Below are 17,495 nucleotides of genomic sequence, written 5' to 3' on the forward strand. Positions count from 1 at the left end.
AATTACTCATTACTAATCATTCATTACTCATGAACAGCGTTTGGGAACTTGAAACCTTTTACCGGAAAAGAAATATCGTCATTATTGGTTCAGGGTTTTCCGGGCTTTGGACTGCCATTGCGGTAAAAGAAAAATATCCTGAAAAATCTGTTTTAATTATTGAACGGAATACGATCCCATTAGGTGCCTCCACAAGAAATGCAGGTTTTGCCTGTTTCGGAAGCCTTACGGAAGTGATTGCCGATGCTCAGAAAATGGGCTGGGAAAAAACATTGGACCTGGTGAAGATGAGGTTTGACGGGTTGCAGAAGATCAGGCAGTATTTTAAAAATAGTGAAATAGACTTTAAGCTGAACGGTGGCTACGAAATATTAAACAATGATGAACCTTTGCATCATATCAAAGAGGTTAATCAAAAACTGAAATCCATTACAGGGTTTGAGGAAACCTATTCTCTGAAACAGGATAAAATAAAGGAGTTTGGATTGGGGAAATCTCCGTTTCTGATCGAAAATCCGTGTGAAGGAAGTCTGCATTCGGGAAAACTGCTGCAGAAACTTTTGGAAAAATGCCATGAAATAAAGGTGGAATTCTTATTCGGAACGGAAGTAAAAAGTATTGAAGAGCAATCAGACGAAATTGAAGTTCATCTTCCGGACGGAATTTCCGTAAAGACAGATCAGCTTATTTACTGTACCAATGCATTCAGCTCAGAATTCCTGAAAAACGAAAACATTATTCCTGCCCGTGGACAGATTTTACTGACCGAACCAATAGATGGATTAAAGCTTAACGGAACGTTTCATTATGATGAAGGTTTTTACTACTTCAGAAACCTTGAAAACCGTGTATTGTTGGGAGGTGGAAGAAACAGGGATTTTAAAACTGAAGAAACAACAGCCTTTGAAACCACAGAATTCCTGCAGCGCCACCTGGAAGATTTTTTAAAAGAAGTCATTTTAGCCGGCAAAGATGTTAAAATTGCTTTACGCTGGTCAGGGATAATGGCTATGGGCCATGAAAAGACCCCAATTATAAAACAAATCTCAGAAAGACAGTTCTGCGCCGTAAGGCTTTCAGGAATGGGAGTGGCACTGGCTCCTGTGATGGGAGAGAAGATAGCGGAACTGATATAAATACTATTATAACCATGAAATATTTACCTTTTGAACGTATTACTTACAGAACGGACTGGCCGGAAGAGAAAGTCATAAAAACACTGAATGAATTTGTTGACCCCAAACAATTTGGTTTTGGAAAGACGTATACAAAAGAATATGAAGGATATGTGAACCGTAACAGTTTTGAAATCAGCCGTATTATCAATTACAGGAATTCTTTCCTTCCTCAAATAAACGGAACATTGCATACCATCAGCAACGGCACTCAGATTGACGTTACCATGAAGCTGAACGTGTTTGTATTGTTTTTTTTAATCATTTGGTGCTCGGTGGCAAGTCTGTTTTTCGTAGGGATGTGTGGGATGATGATAAGAGATCATCAAATATCAATCATTTCATTGATGCCCCTGCTGATGCTGCTATTTGTTTATATTTTAACAATGGCGGGCTTTAAAGCTGAAAGTAGAAAATCAAAAGAATTTCTGAGAAAAAGTTTTGAGGCAGAAATAAAGATTTAATATTCTGGTAATCATTACAAGATGATTTAATTAAATTTGACAGGAATATTATTAGATGAATCAATATAAATATACAATGACTTTTTCTTTACTTAGCCTACCTCTTATGGTTTTTGTTATAGCCTTAGCCGGAGGAGGACACGGAAGTTATTGGCCTTTTCTGGTGTTTTTTCCTTTCAGTATGACCGGAAGTTTCTTTAATGAGAGCATTTCTACTTACCTGTTTGTAGCAGGACTATTACAATTTTTTGTGTATGGTTTTTTACTAGACAAAATGAATCCAAGAAAAGTTTTACCTTTTGTTTTTATAATACATGTACTTTGTGTTTTCACTGTTTTTATGCTGAAGAAAGATGATTTATTTTAATGATTAACTTGCAAGCTCAAAACAGGATAAGTTAATAATCATAAATAAAATGTGAGGACTCCTCTTTTTAGCGTTTTTAACTTTCAATTCCTGTATTTCCACTCTAAAAGAATTCCTTATTTTTGCAAAAAAGAAAAAATCGTGATCAACAACGACCAGATAAAAGAAGTTCAATCCAGAATTGAAGATTTGCACAGATACCTTCAGATTGATAAAAAGAAGATAGAAATTGCCAACGATGATGAAAAAACAGCGGCTCCTGAATTTTGGGATAATCCTAAAACGGCAGAAGCATTTCTGAAACAGCTTCGTTCCAAGAAAAAATGGGTAGAAAGCTATGATGAAATTCAGACCCAGTTTGAAGATATGCAGGTTCTGGTAGATTTTGCCAAAGAAGATGCAGATTCAGAAAAAGAACTGGATGAAACTTTCCCGCAGTTGGTAGAGAAAATTGAAGACCTGGAATTCAAGAATATGCTTTCTAACGAAGGGGACGAGCTTTCTGCGGTTCTTCAGATTACTGCCGGAGCCGGTGGTACAGAAAGCTGTGACTGGGCTTCTATGCTGATGAGAATGTATACGATGTGGGCAGAAAAACAGGGGTATAAAATCCGTGAGCTCAACTTCCAGGAAGGAGACGTTGCCGGAGTAAAGACTGTTACACTGGAAATAGAAGGCGAATTTGCCTTTGGATATTTAAGAGGCGAAAATGGGGTTCACCGTTTGGTAAGGATTTCACCTTTCGACAGTAATGCAAAACGTCATACCAGCTTTGTTTCCGTATATGTTTATCCTTTGGTAGACGATACGATCGAAATCAATATTAACCCTGCCGATATCTCTTTTGAAACGATGAGGTCTTCCGGAGCCGGAGGTCAGAACGTAAACAAAGTAGAAACAGCAGTACGTCTGCGTCACGCACCTACCGGAATTATCATTGAAAACTCAGAATCCCGTTCCCAGCTTCAGAACAAAGAAAAAGCCATGCAGCTCCTCCGTTCCAGATTATACGAAATGGAACTTGAAGAGCGTATGAAAGCCAGAAATGAAATCGAAGCCAACAAAATGAAGATCGAATGGGGAAGCCAGATCAGAAACTATGTGATGCACCCGTACAAATTGGTAAAAGATGTACGCTCAGGCCATGAAACATCAGATGTGGATGCAGTCATGAACGGAAATATCACTCCATTCCTGAAAGCATTCCTGATGGCCGATGGGACGGCAGTTTCCGATGATGACCTCGACCTGTAAAATATCACATGAATTTTAGTTAAAATCTTATAATTAATTTTTGTTTCAGACATTTTAGACTTATTTTTGTTGTTCATCGATATATATGGAAGATTTCAATAGCTGGAAGGATTTATTAAACCCGGAGTTTTATATCAAAATGGGAGGGTTTTGGCTTATTTTGTTCATTGTTTTTGCGGAAACAGGCCTTTTTGTAGGTTTTTTTCTTCCCGGAGACTCATTACTGTTTGTTTCAGGGATTTATGCCGTTGAAATCATCAAAGAGACTTTTGGCTCCACAGGAAGTGATTTCCTGGATACAACACTTTTAGCCACAGGAGTCGCTATTGCAGCCGTTATAGGAAATGAAGTGGGATACTATTTCGGAAGAAAGACCGGTCCGGCTTTATATAAGAGACCGGATTCAATGCTTTTCAAAAAGAAATATCTGTATCAGGCCCATGATTTTTTTGAAAAACATGGTGCATTAGCTATTATTATGGCAAGATTCCTGCCGGTAGTGAGAACCTTTACTCCAATTGTAGCAGGGATTGTAAAAATGGACAAAAAAGAATTCTTAAGAGATAATATCATCGGAGCAGTGCTATGGTCATTTATTCTGATCTTTGCAGGACATTATCTGGATAAACTTTTCATGGAACAGTTTGGGATCAATTTAAAAGAAAAGCTGGAATACATCATTATTGTTATCGTTCTTGTGACGACACTTCCGGTGATCATTAAATTTATGTTCGGGAAAAAAGAAGATTTCTCTAAATACGAGAACAAAGATTTTGAATAAAAATTTCAAGTAAAAATATACGAAGCTGCTTCATTTGAGGCAGCTTTTTTATTGATCACAAGTACACGAACTATGTCATTCTATGTATCTTGTTGTTTATTTTGTACATAGGTTTTTCCCAATGCATGAGGGTTATAAAAAATCTGCGTAATCTGCATAATCTGCAAGAGCAAAAAAGGTATTCCAGATTCGCAAAAAAGATCCGGATATTTAAGATTATATTATTTTCTCGCTGATTTCACAGATCACGCAGATGATGTAAAATCTGCATAATCTATATGATCTGCGGGAGTTTGAAAAAGGATGAGAAAACTAGAAATAAACAGCATTCAGTTTTATCGGAGATAAAATCTTTGCAACTTAAAAAAAACTTAGCAGAGAATTATCTTGCGCCCTTGCGTTTTTCCAACGTATTTTTCCAATCCGAAAAACAGGTTAGGTATCCGTTTTGATCCAATTCAGGATATTAGGATAAATAATACTGTCCCTTTTTCTTTTGTTGAAAAACCTCGGTACATGGCCTGTTCTTTCCATAAAGATAAACTTATGAAGAACGTTCATATGGGTAAGGGCAGAATCCATCGCTATTCCCTGATGCTGATTGACCAGAAAATCATTGTTCCCCTGGAATAAAAGAGTGGGTACATTGGTGATATTGGCAATGGGACTGGCTTCTTTAAAGGCTTCAGCGATATTTTTCCGGTCAAATTTAGTTCCTACTACTTTCTGAAAAGTAGGAGAGGTATATTTTGAATAAAAAGAATTAAGATATTCCGGACTGTAAAAATCAGTCGGGCCGCTCAGAGAAATGATTTTTTTGATCTGATCGGGATGCTGGTATCCGTAGAGCAGGGCGAGATGTCCACCGGCACTTTCTCCCAGGATGATATAATTGTTGGGAAGAAGTTCTGCTTTTTCCGTTAAAGCATTGAACCTTTCAATTGCAGAACCGATATCATCAAGCTGTTGCTTATAGGTGATCTTTTTCCGGGTAGACACCAGCCGGTAATTCATATTGATGCTTGGGATCTTATTGCTGAAAAGCATTTTCTGAATCTGGATCATATGTTCCTTCCTTCCCAGGGTCCAGGCGCCACCATGTACGATTAAAACAACAGGAGCATCTTTTGCATAATCTTTTGGAAGAAAAATATCCATTTTCTGCCTTTTATGCTCTCCGTATTTAAAATTATAGATCTTCTGCTGGCCATCAGGACCTACCCAAACCCTGAATCTCGTATTACAGGACTGCAGAAGAAAACTGACGAGTCCCATAACGAAAAAATGATACCTGAGAATGAGCTTTTTCATAAAGTAAAAATACTGAAAATTCCATTGATAATGAAGTGATTTAGGATCGGAATAGTGCCTAAAGCCTTTCTGCAGTTTTTGATGAAAGCCCTTTTTTGATCATGACAGCATCTTTTTCACCCTTTTTGAAAATAAAAGTTACTTCCGTGTCATCATCCTGCACAAAAAATACATTCTCTTTTTCAGCCCGTATCTGTATTTTAGGATCATTATTGTTCTGCATGAAAAGCCGGCCGTTTTCATACAGGATATGAATCACATCATTTTCTGAAAGTGCATAATTGCCGGCGTATTTTTTAAGCACATCATCCCCCAGTGTTATTTCCTTCCTGGGCTGAGGAAGCTGGTAGGGCTGCCCTAATAGCGCTGCCAGGATAGTATTTCCTGCTTTCTCCAGCTTTTTACTCGTGATATTGTTGAGAAGAATAATGCAGAGGTCATCATCAGGGAGCATGGCAAAATAACTGGTGGAGCCTTCTATATTTCCACCATGATTAATGAGTTTCTTTCCATAAAGATCGTCAATGAACCATCCATAGCCGTAACTGCTTAAATAGGGCGTGGTCGCCTTTTTAAATGCTTCTTTGGAAACAATTTTATAATCCCTCAATCCTTTATAATAATGGTAAAGGTCCTCCACGGTACTGTAGATCTGGCCTGCAGGTCCTGTTAATGAAGGATTCCAGATTTCTGTTTTTTCCTGTTTTGTTTTTGAAATATAGGAGTAGGGAACTGTTTTATACGGGCTCTTTAAAGCTAGGTAATCAAAACCGGTGTGGGGCATCTTCAGAGGCTCCAGAATATTTTTTCTTATAGCATTTTCATAGGAGAGTCCTGTTACTTTTTCAATGATGATTCCCAGCAGAATATATCCTGAATTGGTATAAGAGAATTGGGTACCGGGTTCAAAATCCAGGGGTTCATTTTTAAAAAAAGAAAGTTCTCTGTTTTTGGGAATAGTTTCTCCTGTGTGAAGCAGACGGAAGTATTCTTTATTCCGTAATGCCTCATAGATTCCTGAGGTATGGGTGAGGAGGTGCTCAATTGTAATTTCATTTCCTCTGGGATAATCCGGAATAAACTTTGAAACAGGATCTTTAACGGAAAGTTTCCCCTCTTCATTTAACTTTACGATCATTAAGGCTGTGAAAGATTTGGTTAAAGAAGCAATCTGATAAATACTTTTATTCTGATTCGGGATCTTTTTCCCGGCATCTTGCCAGCCGTAGGACTTTTCAAAAATGGTTGTATTCTGATAATGCACCAAAGCGGTTCCATTAAACTTATTAATTGAAGCGTAGGCTTTTATAATGCTGTCTGTCTCCTGTTTTTTCTTTTCCTGATTCGTAGTGCTGATATTCAGCTTAGCCTGAGCTTTTAAAGATGAGCAGGCTGTTCCTGATATAAAAATCAAACACCCTAAAGCTAAAATATAAGATTGAGACCGCATAATATCTGGTTTTAAAAAAACAGTTAAAAGTAAGCAGACTTTTGTTTATATCAACAGCTTGAGCATAAAATATTTAAAAGATATTCTTCTTTAGTATTTTATATTCACCTTATTGGAAATTATAGATTTTTGGATATCAGAATTATTTCATTCAGGAATTGTATTTCTGGCGCATTGAGTGTCTGCCCGGTAAATAATGGTTGTAGAATATCCAGCCTTACAGTGACACGGATTTTGATTATTGCTGTAACGGGATTTTTTTAAGACAGCCTGGTTCTTCCGATTGAATTGATAGGAATCATTAACATTGTATTCTCTGATTCTTTTTTCAAACGTACCATCTTCCTTCGCGTAAGAATATTCTTCAGTGAGAATTCCATTTTTGTAGACCTCGGAAAGCGATGGGCCATAAAAAGAATCTCTGTAAAAATAGGTGTATTCATCAAATTCATTTCCATGCTGATGAAAATGGTATGTCAGCTGATCCTGTGAATTGTAGTAATAGAATGAAGCTTCATAATTGAGATCATCCTTTTTTTCCTGATTGTAAAGCCGGAGATACTTTTCGCCGGAATTCAGATCAACGGGCTGTAGACTAATATTGTTTTCAGTGCCTTTATACCGTATTTTTGAGGGTGAGCCTTCGTATATAAAATAGAATTTTCTGTTATCACCGGATTCCTGTGAGTAATAAACTTTATTCAGAGCGTCATATCTGATATTTTCAGGGCAATGGAGGCTGATCTTGTCCTTGTATTTTTCAAATGCTCTTTCAGATAAGCCTTTTTGAAGGTCAGTGAATCTTCCGTAAATTTTAACACCCCGGTCGCTGTTGATTTCGGAAATGATTTTTTGGCTGTTTTCATTACAGACAGTGGTGAGAGATTTTAAATAGCATTGGAAGATAATCCGGCTCTTTCTGGGCCGGGAACAGGATAGGGAATAAGAGAAGGAGTAAGTTTATTTTCATCTATTCAGCATATTTATTTTAATTTGAAAGGTACAAAATGATCCTAAAGAAGGATCCTTAAAATTATTGTTTTAAGAAACGTCTGTAAATAGAATTAAATATTTATTTTTGCTGAACTTAACAAAGATTAAAAAATTATTAAAATATGGCATCAGGCTTTTTTGCAATTTTAGATGATATTGCAGCATTGATGGATGATGTGGCGGTTACCAGTAAAATAGCTACACAAAAGACTGCAGGTATTTTGGGAGACGATCTGGCTGTAAATGCAGAAAAAGCCACGGGTTTTCTTTCTTCCAGGGAACTTCCGGTCTTATGGGCGATTACTAAAGGTTCATTCATCAACAAACTTATTATTCTTCCCATTGCGTTTCTGCTCAACTGGCTGTACAAACCGGCAATTGAGATGATTCTTATTCTGGGTGGTCTGTATCTTGCCTTTGAAGGGGTGGAAAAAATCATAGAATTCCTGTTTCACCGTTCCAAAAAAGGGCATGAAGTGATGGAAGAAAGCAAAGAAGATGAGAATTCTGAGGTTTCTGAAAAAGCAAAAATAAATTCTGCGATCAGAACAGATTTTATTCTTTCGATCGAAATCGTCATTATTGCACTGGGAACTGTGATTCAGCAGGAACACCCGCTTCTTACACAGATTTTAACCGTTACTTTTGTGTCATTCATCGCTACTGTTGGTGTATATGGAATCGTTGCGCTTATCGTGAGAATGGATGATGCAGGATTCAAACTGATCAAAAAAAGCCATGATAAAGGAGTGATTTCAAAACTTGGACACTTATTGGTAAAAGCGCTTCCTGTTATTATCAAGATATTAGGTGTGGTGGGAACAATTGCTTTAATCCTGGTTTCAGGAGGTATTTTTGCCCACAATATCCATTACCTGCATGAGCTGCTTCCGACGTGGCCTTCCATGTTAAAAGAATTTACTTTCGGAATTGTAGGAGGATTGGCTGCTGTAGCTGTATTTACCATAGGAAAAGGAATCTATTCTTTAGTAACAAAGAAATAAAAATCCGTTTCAAAGAGATATAGAATCCTGTTTCACATGAAGCAGGATTTTTTAGTTTTTATTCAAATACAAACGAATTAATTGCGACACTGTAACTGTTTTGCTTCCAAACATTTCCTTTGCCCAGATTTTAGGGGACTTGAGTTTTTCCAGAATCAGGAAAAGAGCAAAACCCTCATCCTGCGACCACCATTTTTTATTTCTTCTGACTCCTTCTAAGGCTACATTTTTGTCAATATTACCGCCTTTGGGATCGATAAGCCATAAATACATGGAATATTGCCCGAGCCCTTCCATCGTAAGGAATAAATCATCCATTTCAGCCAGACTTTTATATTCGTTTTTAAAGTATTTTTCCTGCCTTTGATCCATAAGATCCAATCCTTTTAATACCTTTTCTATATTGAAGCGGTTATCTGCAATACTGCTGTAAAAACTATTGACCTCAATATTGTAAAGATTCATATAGGTATCTTGTTTGCTGAAAATATTTTGAATAATATCATCACTGATACCGATCCCGAAATTAACCTGTTTTTCGAACAGGGAGATCTTCATCCCAAAATTCTGCATTTGCTGAGAATGGGAAAATTCATGAATAAAAACTCCGGTAATTAAATTATTAAGCCCAAGTTCTTTACTTTCTACACCTGCTTTTTTCCAGAAGCCCGGCAAAGGCATTACAAAAAATGAGTGATGTTTAGTATTGGGGATCTCTGAGGCAAAAGACATAATTCCTACCGCAACTTTCGTTTTGTCCGGTAATGTAAGGCTGTCATGGTGCAGGGCTTTTTTCCAGTGTAATTTCAGGTTTAAAAGATCCGGCCCTTTGATAGCTTCACCATCACTTATTGAAACGGAAGAAGTAGAGTAGATATATTTCTCATCAAAGAAAACAAATTCTACAGGCTGAAGCTTATTGATCTTATAAATGTCTTTATAAACCAGTGTCCATGCTGAAAACCATTGGGCAATCGTATGATTAAACTCTGTGTCTGCAGCTTGCTGGCCAAATGTCTTCAACTGGAAAATACAGAAGAATAGGCAAATATATATTCCTTTCATTTTCAGACTTTTTGTTGAAGCCTAATATACACATTATAAAAAAAGAGACCCTAGGGTCTCTCATATATTAATTGAATAAATCTTTCACTTTATCAAAAAAAGTTTTTTCCTTTCCGGACGGTTCTGCAACCATTTCGCCGCTGGACATCTGCTTTTCAAAGAATTCTTTCTGATCTTTGGTAAGCTTTTGAGGAGTCCATACATTGATGTGGATGAACATGTCTCCTTTACCATAGCTGTCAATGCTAGGAAGTCCTTTTCCGGCTAATCTCAGAATTTTTCCGGATTGTGTTCCCGGATCAACGGTGATTTTTACTTTCCCGCCTACTGTAGGGATTTCTTTTTTAGTTCCTAAAGCAGCTTCAGCAAACGATACATACAATTCCTGGTGAAGGTTGTCACCTTCTCTTTTGATGGTCTGATCCACTTCCTCTTCAATGATCACCAAAAGGTCACCCGGAGTTCCGCCAAACGGAGCATCATTTCCTTTTCCTCTTACATTAAGCTGGATTCCGTCTCTTGCTCCTGCAGGAATATTGATCGTAATTTCCTCTTCGTCTTTTACAAGACCCTGAGCGTTTGCGCCTGCCGGAATTTTATCGGCAACTTTACCGATTCCCTGGCACGTTCCACAGGTTGTTTGGGTCTGCATCTGGCCGAACATCGTGTTCATTACTTTAAGCTGAACACCCGAACCGTTACAGGTAGGACAGGTTTTTGAAGTGGCACCTTCTGCCATCTTCATTTTTTTTACTTTAATGGTTTTGTGAGTTCCGTTTACCATTTCCTCAAGGTTCAGCTTGATTCTGATTCTTAAATTAGAACCTTTCACCTGCTGACGGCCGCCTCCGCCACCGCCGAAACCTCCGAAACCTCCACCGAAAATATCACCAAACTGGCTGAAGATATCTTCCATGTTCATACCACCTCCGAAGCCTCCGCCTCCGAAACCACCGTTTCCGCCCATTCCGGCATGTCCGAACTGGTCGTATCTGGCACGTTTCTGATCGTCGCTCAATACCTCATAGGCTTCAGCAGCTTCTTTAAATTTCTCTTCGGCCTCTTTATCTCCCGGATTTTTATCAGGGTGATATTTGATGGCCATTTTACGGTATGCTTTTTTTATTTCGTCGCCTGATGCAGATTTGCTGATCTCAAGAACCTCGTAATAATCTCTTTTTGACATGACAATTAAATAATTGATTGTTGATAAATGATAAAAGATATTTTAAAGTTTAATAAATGAACGTCATCAATTATCACCCATCATTTATCATTTATGAATTTTAGTTTCCTGTTACTACTTTTGCGAAACGGATCACTTTATCATTCAAAGTATATCCTGTTTCAATAACGTCTACGATCTTTCCTTTCAACTCTTCCGATGGAGCAGGAATCTGGGTAATAGCCTCATGGAAATCCACATTAAAGCTGTCACCGGCATTTACTTCCATTGCTTTTAATCCTTTTTCGGTAAGTTTATTTTTGAATTTCTGATAGATCAATTCCACCCCTTGCAGATCAGATGGATTTCCGTTTTTAGCGATTTCTTTCAATGCTCTTTCAAAATCATCCAAAACGCCCAGCATAGAAACCATCATATCCTGGTTGGCATATTGGAAAAACTCCATTTTTTCTTTAGAGGTTCTTTTTTTATAATTTTCGAATTCAGCATACAATCTGATGTAACGGTCTTTTTCTTCTGCCAAAAGTTCCTCAGCAGAAGGAGCAGCTGTCACATTGTCCTGAGGTGTTGCTTCATTCTGAACGTTGTTATCTTCCTGATTATTGATGCTTTCTTCGTTAATATCCTGATTTTCCATAATTCAATATTTATTTACAGAATTGTTTGACAAAGAACCTGCCAAAGGAAAAAAGAAGACATTTAGGCAGAAAAGAGGAAAATGCAAATGGCCGAATTTGAACATATTGTTTACCCGGTTCTTAGTACATTGAAGCATTATTACTCTCCCGTGAATGTCTGATACAGCAGATAAAGATTTAAAATAATGATAATAACGGAAATAATCCATACACAGACTTTCAGAAAAGGCTTGTTGACGAATTCCCCCATTTTCGCCTTGTCATTCGTAAACATCACCAAGGGAACAACAGCAAAACTCAGCTGCATAGAGAGGATAACCTGGCTTAAAACCAATAATTCTGTGGTGCCCTGTTCTCCATAGAGAATCGCTACAATCAGTGCGGGAACTACTGCAATAAGTCTTGTGATCAGTCTTCGGAGCCATGGTTTTAATCTGATGTTGAGGAATCCCTCCATCACGATCTGTCCTGCAAGGGTACCGGTAAGTGTTGAGTTCTGACCGGATGCCAGTAAAGCAATTGCAAAAGCAATACTTGCCATTGAAGCCCCTAAAATAGGAGTCAGCATTTTATAGGCATCGTGAATATCTGCGACATGTTCATTGCCTGTGGTATGAAAAGTTGCTGCTGCCAGGATAAGAATTGCCGCATTGATGAAGAATGCGAGCATCAGGGAAACCGTACTGTCTAAAGTGGCAAATTTTATTGCTTCTTTTTTTCCTTCCCTGTCACGGGTATAGTCTCTGGTCTGAACAATACTGCTGTGAAGGTAAAGATTATGCGGCATAACGGTGGCTCCCAGAATTCCTATGGCAATATACAGCATTGCAGGGTTCTGAATAATTTCCTTTTGCGGAACCAATCCCCCAAGAATTTCGTTGAATGCAGGTTGAGAAATCACAATTTCGTAGACAAAACAAGCCAGAATGATAAAGATAAGTCCGCCGACGATACTTTCTATCCAACGGAATCCTTTAGCCTGAAGCAAAAGAATGACAAGAACATCAACGGTTGTAATCACGATTCCCCATGTCAGCGGAATATGAAATAAGAGGTTTAAGGCAATGGCAGAACCAATGACCTCGGCGAGATCACAGGCGGCAATCGCTATTTCACAGAATACCCAGAGGATAAAATTTGTGGTAGGACTGAAGTGATCCCTGCAGGCCTGTGCAAGATCTCTTTCGGCAACAACTCCGAGCTTAACAGATAGATGCTGTAAAACCATCGCAAAAATATTGGATATAAGGATCACTGAAAGTAACGTATACCCGAACTGCGCTCCTCCGGCAATATCCGTAGCCCAGTTCCCTGGATCCATATAGCCTACTGCTACCATAAGTCCGGGGCCTGCAAAAGCAAGATACTTCCTCCAAAAACTTGCTTTTTTAGGTACTTTTATAGAAGAATAGACTTCCGATAGGGAGTGGGATGTTTTATCTTTTCGCCAGGCGCTTTTTATATTGAAATTCATAAATGTTAGAAATGACTAACAAATTTAATTAAATAAATGTAAACACAAAAATCATGGCCATAAAAAATCCCGGAAATCACTTCCCGGGATTCAATTTTTATTGATTCTAAAGATTATTTAGCAAATCTTACTGCCATTTTTCTGTCGGCAGCTCTTTCTGCATCAGATGCTGATGCATCTACTTTAGCAAATTTACTTCCATATCCTTCAGCTTCCAGTACCTGAGCACCAACTCCTGCTTTTACTAAAGCAGCTTTGATGTATTCAGCTCTTTCTTTGGATAGTTTTACGTTTTTCGCTTCGTCTCCTGTCTTATCAGTATAACCACCGATTTTAATTTTAGCATCAGGGAAAGCTTTAAGAATTGCTACCAGATTATCAAGCTGACCTTGCGATCCTGCTTCCAGCTCATTGGATTTTCCAATTTTGAAATTCACATGGTCAAAATCATACCACTTATCTTTCAATGCTGAATCGTCTGCTGCATTTTTATAGCCGTCAGATTTCAGGAATGCAATCATCTGGTCTTCCATTCCTCCTTTGTAACCTTTCAACATTACTCCGTTCAGGTCAATGTTTTCATCAGTTTTTGCAGTGGCTGGAGCTGGCGTTGCAGTTCCGGTTCCGGTTACAGAAGCTGTATCTGCAGTAGATCCGGTGCTTGCTGAGTCAGATGTAGTTGTGGTAGTGGTAGTTGTTTCTTTTTTCTCACATTGCTTCCATAGGAAATAGGCAGCTGCAATCAATAATAAAAGCGGAAGCAACCATTTCCAGATTGAACCTCCGCCTTGATTATTATTGTTGTTATTTTCAAATTGTTCTCTTACTTCTCTTGCTCTTTCAGTAACATTTTCTCTTGCAGTGGCAACATCTTCAGCGATATTGTCTCTGGTAGTGGAAGCTACTGATGAAACAGTTTCCTTAGCCTGACCGAACCAGTTTTCAGCCCCTAATCCGAAGGAAGCCAGAGAAAGACCTGCCGGCAGCAAAGAAGAGACAATGCCTTTCTGATCATTCAGCAGGCTGGAAATACCTGAAGCACCCAAATTATTGTCTGCTGCATATTTTCCCACAGTACCTACTGTAGCCCCGGTAACCAGGTTTAACAAAGAACCCGCAGAGTTGTTGCTGATTCCTGAAAAACTGGCAATGGAATTGACTAGTCCGCCTATCTTATCTCCAAAAAGTGAAGACAGTAAACTGGTGATGAGAGGATTATTAGATGATCCACCTAATAAATTTCCCAAGATACCACTTGAAGAGGCTTTCGTAATAGCATCCACAACGCCAGGGTTGTCTGCGTTATTGGCCAATCCACCTACCACGGCAGGTAATAAGCCACCAATTGCTTTAGAAATTCCTGATTCGCTTTCTCCAAACTGAGCTGCAGCCTGTGAAACCAAAGCGGGACCTAATTGTCCTTTAATTAAATCAATGACATTTAAAGACATAATAAATTTTTTTAGATTAATGTTGAGATAAATTTAAACAAAAATCTGTCCAAATGTCACTTTTTTTTGAATTTTTCTTTAAAAATTAACGGATTTTTTTTAAATCGTTAAAATTATTAGTACGCTTTTGCGAATAATACACGTCTTCTGGAAGGTTTTCCGGAGAGCAGTGATACGCCTTCTTCTACATCATCATCCAGAGGAATACATCTGATCGTTGCTTTTGTTTCTTCCTTGATCTGCTCTTCCTCTTCAGCGGTACCATCCCAGTGCGCATAGATGAAGCCTCCTTTCTCTTCCAGAACTTTCTTGAATTCTTCATAAGAATCAACCTTTGTAATATTGTCTTTTCTGAAATTCAGTGCCTTGTTGAAGATATCCTGCTGAATTGTTTGCAGCAATTCTTCGATGTAAGAATCAAGACCTTCAATAGAACGTACTTCTTTGGTAAGGTTGTCTCTTCTTGCAATTTCAACAGATTTATTTTCAAGGTCTCTTGGTCCCATGGCAATTCTTACAGGAACTCCTTTCAGTTCATATTCTGCAAATTTCCATCCCGGTTTATTTTGAGTATCATTGTCAAATTTCACAGAAATTCCTTTTGCTCTCAGCTTAGCCTGAATGTCAAGAGCCACTTCACTGATCTGTGCTAACTGCTCTTCTCCTTTGAAGATAGGAACAATCACTACTTGGATAGGAGCCAGGGTAGGAGGCAATACCAGTCCGAAATCATCAGAGTGGGTCATGATCAAAGCTCCCATCAGACGGGTTGATGTTCCCCATGAAGTTGCCCATGCATGCTCTATTTTTCCTTCTTTGTTGGTGAATTTTACATCAAATGCTTTGGCAAAATTCTGACCTAAAAAATGAGAAGTTCCTGCCTGAAGCGCTTTCCCGTCCTGCATCAATGCTTCAATACAATACGTTTCATCAGCACCTGCAAATCTCTCAGACGGTGTTTTCAATCCCTGAATAACCGGAATAGCCATAAAGTTTTCTGCAAAATCGGCATATACCTTATTCATCTTTTCAGCTTCTTCTACAGCTTCTTCTTTTGTAGCGTGAGCAGTATGCCCTTCCTGCCATAAGAATTCTGCTGTTCTAAGGAAAAGACGGGTTCTCATTTCCCAACGTACAACGTTGGCCCATTGGTTGATCAGTATCGGTAAATCTCTGTAAGATTGAATCCAGTTTTTATAGGTATTCCAGATAATTGCCTCAGAAGTAGGACGTACAATAAGCTCTTCTTCCAGTTTGGCATCCGGGTCTACAATAAGTTTTGAAGGGTTGTCCGGATCTGTTTTTAGTCTGTAGTGTGTAACTACCGCACATTCTTTTGCAAAACCTTCCGCATTTTTCTCCTCTGCCTCAAACAAGCTTTTGGGCACAAAAAGCGGGAAGTATGCGTTTACGTGACCTGTTTCTTTGAATTTCTTATCCATTTCATCACGCATTTTTTCCCAGATTGCATAGCCGTACGGTTTGATTACCATACATCCCCGCACACCTGAATTTTCAGCTAAGTCAGCTTTTACAACAAGCTCATTATACCATTTGCTGTAATCTTCGCTTCTTGAGGTTAATTTTGCCATTATTTTTTAAAATTTTTTTAACTTTTGCACATTATTGTTATCTAAAAATAAAAATCTATTTTTGATAGATTTTTTAATCAGTATTTGGTACATTTTTGGTACAGATTGCAAATATAATTTAAATTAAAAATTTTTACGTTATCATGAAAAGAAATATACATAAAAATTTGCTTGGGCTGCTAAAATCCAAAGGGGTTCTGGCAATATCAGGCGGATTATTGCTTGTGTCTTGTGGTGCTCAGATGGGAGGGTATAGCGAGACCGATGGGGTGTATTATGACCCCAACAAGGATACGCTACCTGAAGGAGTTATCATCAATGATAGCGGAAACAGAGTAGGTGAATATTATGACTACTATCAGGATTCCAATGTGATTCAGAATGCAGAGGCGAATTCCAGAGAGCAGCAAAACAGATATAACGAATGGAGCGGAACCAATCCGAACTGGGGCTCCAATGCTACAGACTCTGACTGGGGGATGTATGCCGGTTCACAAACCAATTATTATGACAATTCATGGGGATGGGGATCTCCTTGGGGCTGGTACGGTGGCTATAACCCATATTGGGGCTGGAACCGTGGCTGGGGCTGGGGTGGAAGTCTGTCCTGGGGTTGGGGTGGTTCATTCGGCTGGGGCTGGGGAGGCTCTTTCGGATGGGGTAGCCCTTACTGGGGATATTCTCCTTATTGGGGAGGATACTATGATCCGTTCTGGGGCGGCTACTATGGAAGTCCTTGGGGATACGGCGGCTACTGGGGTGGTGGCTATTATGCCCCTGTATACAGAAGAAGCGGAGCGAGCGGAAGAGGTTTCGTGAACCCTGGAATAGGAAATGCTGTTTACAGAACGAATACGGCTAATTCAGGATTTAGAAATAATAACGGTTTCAGAGATACCAACAACGGAGGCTTTAGAAATGGTAATTCCGGTGGTTTCAGAGACTCTAATTCGAATGGAGGATTCAGAAACGGCAATTCTGGAGGATTCAGACAGCAGGGAAATACCGGAGGCTTTAGAAGCGGTAACTCAGGAGGTTTCAGAAATACTCAGTCCAACGGAGGATTCCGTAATTCTGTTCCTCAGTCAAGACCAGATTATCAGCAGCCATCACAGCCAAGATATAATAACGGAGGCTTCAGATCCAATGATTCTGGAGGTTTCAGATCCAGCGGAGGCTTTAATTCCGGTGGTGGCTTCAGAGGAGGTTCCGGCGGCGGTGGCGGTTTCAGATCCGGTGGCGGAGGCAGAGGTGGCTTCAGGTAATTTATCAAACTAATAAACTATTAAA

At 38.9% G+C, this 17,495-nt stretch carries 16 protein-coding genes; 7 read left to right on the forward strand and 9 right to left on the reverse strand.

The window, feature by feature from the left end; translation table 11 throughout:
* Window positions 1-29: 29 nt before the first annotated feature.
* From BBI00_RS01430 to BBI00_RS01450, 5 genes are all read left to right on the forward strand, one after another.
* Window positions 30-1,136, forward strand: coding sequence for an NAD(P)/FAD-dependent oxidoreductase (locus BBI00_RS01430; protein WP_065397090.1), 1,107 nt, complete (start codon window positions 30-32; stop codon window positions 1,134-1,136).
* 14 nt (window positions 1,137-1,150) lie between these two features.
* Window positions 1,151-1,639, forward strand: a complete 489-nt coding sequence (locus tag BBI00_RS01435) for a hypothetical protein (RefSeq protein WP_065397091.1) — start codon at window positions 1,151-1,153, stop codon at window positions 1,637-1,639.
* A 55-nt stretch (window positions 1,640-1,694) separates the two neighbouring features.
* Window positions 1,695-2,006 (forward strand): hypothetical protein, encoded by a 312-nt coding sequence (locus BBI00_RS01440; RefSeq protein ID WP_123841596.1) that lies wholly within the window; start codon window positions 1,695-1,697, stop codon window positions 2,004-2,006.
* A gap of 141 nt (window positions 2,007-2,147) precedes the next feature.
* Window positions 2,148-3,260: a peptide chain release factor 2 gene (gene prfB, locus BBI00_RS01445; RefSeq protein WP_065397093.1), complete on the forward strand. Its 1,113-nt coding sequence runs from the start codon at window positions 2,148-2,150 to the stop codon at window positions 3,258-3,260.
* 85 nt (window positions 3,261-3,345) lie between these two features.
* Entirely contained in the window at window positions 3,346-4,041 is a 696-nt protein-coding gene (locus BBI00_RS01450; protein WP_065397094.1) for a DedA family protein, read from the forward strand.
* Between the two features lie 435 nt (window positions 4,042-4,476).
* On the opposite strand, the gene BBI00_RS01455 is transcribed toward BBI00_RS01450, so the two are convergent.
* The 3 genes from BBI00_RS01455 to BBI00_RS23030 form a co-directional block, all read right to left on the reverse strand.
* Window positions 4,477-5,352, reverse strand: coding sequence for an alpha/beta hydrolase (locus BBI00_RS01455; protein WP_065397095.1), 876 nt, complete (start codon window positions 5,350-5,352; stop codon window positions 4,477-4,479).
* Window positions 5,353-5,410: 58 nt separating this feature from the next.
* Window positions 5,411-6,802 carry a serine hydrolase gene (locus BBI00_RS01460; protein WP_065397096.1) on the reverse strand — a complete coding sequence of 464 codons (1,392 nt, stop codon included), beginning with the start codon at window positions 6,800-6,802 and terminating at the stop codon, window positions 5,411-5,413.
* 260 nt (window positions 6,803-7,062) lie between these two features.
* Window positions 7,063-7,245 carry a hypothetical protein gene (locus tag BBI00_RS23030; protein ID WP_123902211.1) on the reverse strand — a complete coding sequence of 61 codons (183 nt, stop codon included), beginning with the start codon at window positions 7,243-7,245 and terminating at the stop codon, window positions 7,063-7,065.
* Window positions 7,246-7,917: 672 nt separating this feature from the next.
* Between BBI00_RS23030 and BBI00_RS01470 the strand changes: the two genes are divergently transcribed.
* Window positions 7,918-8,799 carry a DUF808 domain-containing protein gene (locus BBI00_RS01470; protein WP_065397098.1) on the forward strand — a complete coding sequence of 294 codons (882 nt, stop codon included), beginning with the start codon at window positions 7,918-7,920 and terminating at the stop codon, window positions 8,797-8,799.
* Window positions 8,800-8,850: 51 nt separating this feature from the next.
* Here BBI00_RS01470 and BBI00_RS01475 read toward each other — a convergent pair whose 3' ends face one another.
* The 6 genes from BBI00_RS01475 to proS form a co-directional block, all read right to left on the reverse strand.
* Complete coding sequence (locus tag BBI00_RS01475) at window positions 8,851-9,864, reverse strand: hypothetical protein (RefSeq protein ID WP_065397099.1); 1,014 nt, start codon at window positions 9,862-9,864, stop codon at window positions 8,851-8,853.
* Window positions 9,865-9,931: 67 nt separating this feature from the next.
* Window positions 9,932-11,050, reverse strand: coding sequence for a molecular chaperone DnaJ (gene dnaJ, locus BBI00_RS01480; protein WP_065397100.1), 1,119 nt, complete (start codon window positions 11,048-11,050; stop codon window positions 9,932-9,934).
* 100 nt (window positions 11,051-11,150) lie between these two features.
* Window positions 11,151-11,687 carry a nucleotide exchange factor GrpE gene (locus tag BBI00_RS01485; protein ID WP_065397101.1) on the reverse strand — a complete coding sequence of 179 codons (537 nt, stop codon included), beginning with the start codon at window positions 11,685-11,687 and terminating at the stop codon, window positions 11,151-11,153.
* Window positions 11,688-11,827: 140 nt separating this feature from the next.
* On the reverse strand, window positions 11,828-13,162 hold the full coding sequence (locus BBI00_RS01490; protein ID WP_065397102.1) for an Nramp family divalent metal transporter: 1,335 nt from the start codon (window positions 13,160-13,162) through the stop codon (window positions 11,828-11,830).
* 113 nt (window positions 13,163-13,275) lie between these two features.
* Window positions 13,276-14,613 carry an OmpA family protein gene (locus BBI00_RS01495; RefSeq protein WP_065397103.1) on the reverse strand — a complete coding sequence of 446 codons (1,338 nt, stop codon included), beginning with the start codon at window positions 14,611-14,613 and terminating at the stop codon, window positions 13,276-13,278.
* 116 nt (window positions 14,614-14,729) lie between these two features.
* A complete protein-coding gene (gene proS, locus BBI00_RS01500) occupies window positions 14,730-16,205 on the reverse strand; it encodes a proline--tRNA ligase (protein ID WP_065397104.1) in 1,476 nt (491 codons plus the stop codon).
* A 143-nt stretch (window positions 16,206-16,348) separates the two neighbouring features.
* On the opposite strand from proS, the gene BBI00_RS01505 reads away from it, so the two are divergent.
* On the forward strand, window positions 16,349-17,470 hold the full coding sequence (locus BBI00_RS01505) for a prolyl-tRNA synthetase (RefSeq protein ID WP_065397105.1): 1,122 nt from the start codon (window positions 16,349-16,351) through the stop codon (window positions 17,468-17,470).
* The last annotated feature ends 25 nt before the right edge of the window (window positions 17,471-17,495 follow it).

Source organism: Chryseobacterium arthrosphaerae (assembly GCF_001684965.1).
In the GTDB taxonomy this organism is placed as follows: Bacteria; Bacteroidota; Bacteroidia; order Flavobacteriales; family Weeksellaceae; genus Chryseobacterium; species Chryseobacterium arthrosphaerae.